This window comes from Streptomyces sp. NPDC060198 (genome assembly GCF_042728415.1).
GTDB lineage: Bacteria > Actinomycetota > Actinomycetes > Streptomycetales > Streptomycetaceae > Streptomyces.
In genome coordinates this window covers 1-4899 of sequence record NZ_JBHWZJ010000458.1, presented here as the reverse complement: position 1 = coordinate 4899, position 4899 = coordinate 1, and the positions used below count along the sequence as shown (strand labels likewise).

The following is a 4899-nucleotide window of genomic DNA, read 5'->3' as shown; positions in this document are numbered from 1 at the left end:
GTCCCGCCCGGCCTCCTCCCCTGGCCGGGCGGGACACGCGGCGTCCCGCATCAGGGTTCCGTCAATACGGACACCCGGGGCAACCGCCATCCGAAATGCCCGGATCTCCGGGAGTAGCGTCGTCAGTGGCTGCCGCACGGGCCGCAGCCCGCGCAAGAGAAGACAATGGGGCCATGGCACGCGGCAAGCTTCGTATCTATCTGGGGGCGGCACCCGGCGTCGGCAAGACCTACGCCATGCTCTCGGAGGCCCACCGGCGCATCGAACGGGGCACCGACTGCGTCGTCGCCTTCGTCGAGCACCACGACCGGCCCCGTACCGAGGTGATGCTGCACGGCCTCGAACAGATCCGGCGGCGCGAGATCGAGTACCGCTCGGCGGTCTTCACCGAGATGGACGTGGACGCCGTACTCGAACGGGCACCCTCGGTGGCCCTCGTCGACGAACTCGCCCACAGCAACGTCCCCGGCGCCCGCAACGCCAAACGCTGGCAGGACGTCGAAGAACTCCTCCAGGCCGGCATCGACGTCGTCTCGACCGTCAACATCCAGCACCTGGAGTCGCTCGGCGACGTGGTCGAGTCGATAACCGGCGTCCGGCAGCGCGAGACCGTCCCCGACGAGGTCGTCCGCCGCGCCGACCAGATCGAACTGGTCGACATGTCCCCCCAGGCGCTGCGCCGCCGCATGGCCCACGGCAACATCTACAAGCCCGACAAGCTCGACGCCGCCCTCTCCAACTACTTCCGCCCCGGCAACCTCACCGCCCTGCGCGAGCTGGCCCTGCTCTGGGTCGCCGACCGGGTGGACGAGTACCTCCAGCAGTACCGGGGCGAGCACAACATCAGCTCCACCTGGCAGGCCCGCGAGCGCATCGTCGTCGGACTCACCGGCGGACCCGAGGGCCGCACCCTCATCCGCCGCGCCTCCCGGATGGCAGCCAAGGGCTCCGGCAGTGAGATCCTCGCCGTCTACATCGCCCGCAGCGACGGCCTCACCTCGGCCTCGCCCAAGGAACTCACCGTCCAGCGGACCCTCGTGGAGGATCTGGGCGGGACCTTCCACCACGTCATCGGCGACGACATCCCGGCCGCCCTCCTCGCCTTCGCGCGCGGAGTCAACGCCACCCAGATCGTCCTCGGCTCCAGCCGCCGCAAGACCTGGCAGTACATCTACGGCCCCGGCGTGGGCGCCACCGTCGCCCGCGAGTCCGGGCCCGACCTCGACGTCCACATCGTCACCCACGACGAGGTCGCCAAGGGCAGAGGACTGCCCATCGCCCGGGGCGCCCGGCTCGGCCGGGCCCGGATCATCTGGGGCTGGCTGGTCGGCGTCGGAGGTCCCGCCCTCCTCTCCGTACTCCTGCGCAGCATGGAGGACGGCCCCGGGCTCGCCAACGACGTCCTGCTCTTCCTCTTCCTGACGGTGGTCGCCGCCCTGCTCGGCGGCCTGCTGCCGGCACTCGCGTCCGCCGCCGCCGGGTCCCTGCTGCTGAACTACTGGTTCACCCCACCGACCCACACCCTGACCGTGCAGGACCCGGAGAACATCGTCGCCATCGTGATCTTCTTCGCGGTGGCGGTCTCGGTCGCCTCCGTGGTCGACCTCGCGGCCAGACGCACCCACCAGGCCGCACGACTGCGCGCGGAGTCGGAGATCCTCTCCTTCCTGGCCGGCAGCGTGCTGCGCGGCGAGACCACCCTGGACGCCCTGCTGGAACGGGTGCGCGAGACCTTCGCCATGGAGTCCGTCGCCCTGCTGGAGCGGCAGAGCGACGTCGAACCGTGGACCTGCGCGGGATCGGTCGGGCCCAGCCCGGTGACCCGCCCCGACGATGCCGACGTGGACATGCCCGTCGGCGACCACATGGCGCTCGCGCTCTCCGGCCGGGTGCTGCCCGCCGAGGACCGCCGGGTGCTCGGCGCGTTCGCCGCCCAGGCGGCCGTCGTACTGGACCGCCAGCGCCTGGTCGGCGAGGCCGAGAAGGCCCGCAGGCTCGCCGAGGGCAACCGCATCCGGACCGCCCTGCTGGCCGCCGTCAGCCACGACCTGCGCACCCCGCTCGCCGCCATCAAGGCCGCCGTCAGCTCGCTGCGCTCCGACGACGTCGCCTGGTCCGAGGACGACGAGGCCGAACTCCTCGAAGGCATAGAGAACGGCGCCGACCGCCTGGACCACCTGGTCGGCAACCTGCTCGACATGTCGCGCCTCCAGACCGGCACCGTCACCCCGCTGATCCGCGAGATCGATCTCGACGAGGTCGTCCCGATGGCGCTCGGAGGCGTACCCGAGGGCAGCGTCGAGCTCGACATCCCGGAGACCCTGCCGATGGTCGCCGTCGACCCCGGCCTGCTGGAGCGGACCGTGGCCAACGTCGTGGAGAACGCCGTCAAGTACAGTCCGGACGGCACGCCCGTCGTCGTGGCCGCCAGCACGCTGGGCGACCGCGTCGAGCTCCGGGTCTCCGACCGGGGTCCCGGCGTCCCCGACGAGGGCAAGCGGCGGATCTTCGAGCCCTTCCAGCGGTACGGCGACGCCCCGCGCGGTGCCGGGGTCGGCCTCGGCCTGGCCGTCGCCCGGGGATTCGCCGAGTCGATGGGCGGCACTCTCGACGCGGAGGACACCCCCGGCGGCGGCATGACCATGGTGCTCACGCTCAAGACGGCGGCCGACTACGTGCCCGCCAGCCCCGACCTGTCCCCGCAGGTCACCTCGTGACGCCGTGACGGCGGGGGCGACCACCTCGCCCGAAGCGTCCGTCACACCCCCGACATCCGGGTGCAGCAGAATCTCTTCTCCGTACAGCAGCAGAAAGGCAGGACCGCGATGACCCGGGTGCTTGTGGTCGACGACGAGCCGCAGATCGTACGCGCCCTCGTGATCAACCTGAAGGCGCGGAAGTACGAGGTCGACGCCGCGCCCGACGGGGCCACCGCCCTCCAGCTCGCCGCCGCCCGCCACCCCGACGTGGTGGTGCTGGACCTCGGGCTGCCCGACATGGACGGGGTCGAGGTCATCAAGGGACTCCGGGGCTGGACCCGGGTGCCGATCCTGGTCCTCTCCGCCCGGCACACCTCGGACGAGAAGGTGGAGGCGCTCGACGCGGGCGCCGACGACTACGTGACCAAGCCCTTCGGCATGGACGAGCTGCTCGCCCGGCTGCGCGCCTCGGTCCGCCGGGCCGAACCGGTCGGCCCGGACGGCGCCGACGACGTGGTGATCGTCGAGACCGAGGGCTTCACCGTCGACCTGGCGGCCAAGAAGGTCCACCGCGAAGGCCGTGACGTCCGCCTCACCCCCACCGAGTGGCACCTGCTGGAGGTCCTGGTCCGCAACAGCGGCCGCCTCGTCAGCCAGAAGCAGCTCCTCCAGGAGGTCTGGGGCCCCTCCTACGGCACCGAGACCAACTACCTCCGCGTCTACATGGCCCAGCTCCGGCGCAAGCTGGAGGCCGACCCCTCGCACCCCCGGCATTTCGTCACCGAGCCGGGAATGGGCTATCGGTTCGAGCGCGGCTGAGCTGTCGCGCGCCCCAGCGCGAGGTGCATGGCCATGCACTCGTCCGGGTGAGTTTTCCGTAGCCCGCGACCGGCTCGCGAGACCGGTACTCTTCGGGTATGACTGCTGTTCCTCGATTCGACAGAGCAGGGAAGGCGGAGCGGTCCACCGGGCGCTTCCGCCGCATGCTCGACCGGCTGTCCAGTTCCCAGGAGGACCTGGAGTCCGAGGAGCTCCAGGAGGACGCGCACGCGTCGGGATGCACCCGCATCTCCGAATGCTCGGACCGCCAGATCGTCAAGGTGGCTGGTACGTTGCGGACCGTCACCCTGCGACCCCGTGCCGGAGTGCCCGCCCTGGAAGCGGAGCTCTTCGACGGCACCGCGCCGTTGGACGTGGTCTGGCTCGGCCGCCGCTCCATCGTCGGCATCGAGCCCGGCCGTCGGCTCATCGTCTCGGGCCGCGTCGCCATGAGCCACGGGCGCCGGGTGCTGTTCAACCCCACATACGAATTGCGACCGCTGGGCAAGGAGTAGCCGGTGACGTCCGACGACAAGCCGACGCACGACGGGGACCGTACCCCGGACACGGATCAGCAGGACGCGACGAACAGGGCGGTCACCGAGGCCGCCCTCTTCGAGGCGTTCGGCGGGGTCCGGGGGATGGTGGAGACCGTCCTGCCCGGACTGCTCTTCGTCACCATCTTCACCCTCAACAAGAACCTGCACGTCTCGGCCGTCGCCGCCCTGGCGGTCTCGCTGCTGCTGGTCGTCGTCCGGCTGGTCCGCAAGGACACCGTCAAGCACGCGTTCAGTGGCGTCTTCGGTGTGGCCTTCGGCGTGGTCTTCGCGATGATCACGGGCAAGGCCAAGGACTTCTACCTCCCGGGCATGCTCTACACGCTCGGCCTGGCGCTGTCCTACCTGATCACCACCCTGGCGGGCGTCCCGCTGATCGGGCTGATCCTCGGCCCGGTCTTCAAGGAGAACCTCTCCTGGCGGACCAGGAACCCCGGCCGCAAGCGCGCCTACGCCAAGGCAAGCTACGCCTGGGGCCTCATCCTGCTCGCCAAGTGCGCGATCCTCTTCCCGCTCTACTGGTGGGCCGACACCGCTCAGCTCGGCTGGGTGCTCGTCGGACTGAAGATCCCGCCGTTCCTGCTCGCCGTGTACCTCACCTGGGTCTTCCTGGCCAAGGCGCCGGCCCCGATCGACGTCTTCGCCGAGATGGAGGCCGCCGAGCAGGCGGAGAAGGACCGCGAGGCGGAGCGCGCCGCGGAGCGTGCCCGCGAGGCGGAGGCCGAGAAGGCCCGCTCCGCGGAGACCGCGGCGGCGCGCAACTACGACGCCTGACGGCACCCGGCACTCGCGCGTACCAGCGGCGGCAGACACCATGATGTGTC

Annotated in this window: 4 protein-coding genes; all 4 read left to right on the top strand. The window is 70.9% G+C overall.

Annotated features, from left to right (window positions below; translation table 11 throughout):
* The first annotated feature begins 173 nt into the window (after nucleotides 1-173).
* The 4 genes from ACFWEP_RS31580 (at nucleotide 174) to ACFWEP_RS31565 (ending at nucleotide 4849) form a co-directional block, all read left to right on the top strand.
* On the top strand, nucleotides 174-2717 hold the full coding sequence (locus ACFWEP_RS31580; RefSeq protein ID WP_387375252.1) for a DUF4118 domain-containing protein: 2544 nt from the start codon (nucleotides 174-176) through the stop codon (nucleotides 2715-2717).
* 108 nt (nucleotides 2718-2825) lie between these two features.
* The gene (locus ACFWEP_RS31575) at nucleotides 2826-3518 is read left to right on the top strand and encodes a response regulator (protein ID WP_387375250.1); all 693 of its coding nucleotides are present in this window, start codon (nucleotides 2826-2828) and stop codon (nucleotides 3516-3518) included.
* 164 nt (nucleotides 3519-3682) lie between these two features.
* Nucleotides 3683-4033, top strand: a complete 351-nt coding sequence (locus ACFWEP_RS31570) for an OB-fold nucleic acid binding domain-containing protein (RefSeq protein WP_328723620.1) — start codon at nucleotides 3683-3685, stop codon at nucleotides 4031-4033.
* A gap of 3 nt (nucleotides 4034-4036) precedes the next feature.
* Nucleotides 4037-4849: a DUF3159 domain-containing protein gene (locus ACFWEP_RS31565; RefSeq protein ID WP_387375248.1), complete on the top strand. Its 813-nt coding sequence runs from the start codon at nucleotides 4037-4039 to the stop codon at nucleotides 4847-4849.
* Nucleotides 4850-4899: the final 50 nt, after the last annotated feature.